The sequence below is a fragment of the Candidatus Clostridium helianthi genome, assembly GCF_045310795.1.
Lineage (GTDB): Bacteria > Bacillota > Clostridia > Clostridiales > Clostridiaceae > Clostridium > Clostridium helianthi.
The window spans coordinates 1-230 of the sequence record NZ_JBJIAB010000270.1; the positions used below are offsets into that span (position 1 = coordinate 1).

Here is a 230-nt window from a genome sequence, read left to right on the forward strand (position 1 = left end):
ATTTCATTTTGATTTGCTAAATAATTAACTTGTTGATAAAATAAATCTTCAATTACCTCATTTGAAATATAGTCTTTGCGAAATCTACTAATTGTAGCATGATCCGGTGCCTTATAACATTGAAGTAACCATTTGAAATTTATATCTCTTTTACATGCTTTTTCGATTTTTCTGCTTGAATAAATATTTTGAGAATAAGCATATGATATTATTTTGAACATGATTTTAGG

The 230-nt window shown here is 25.2% G+C and carries 1 protein-coding gene; it reads right to left on the bottom strand.

The window, feature by feature from the left end; translation table 11 throughout:
- A partial coding sequence (locus ACJDTP_RS28550; RefSeq protein ID WP_406763096.1) for a transposase occupies positions 1-230 on the bottom strand: 230 nt, incomplete at both ends.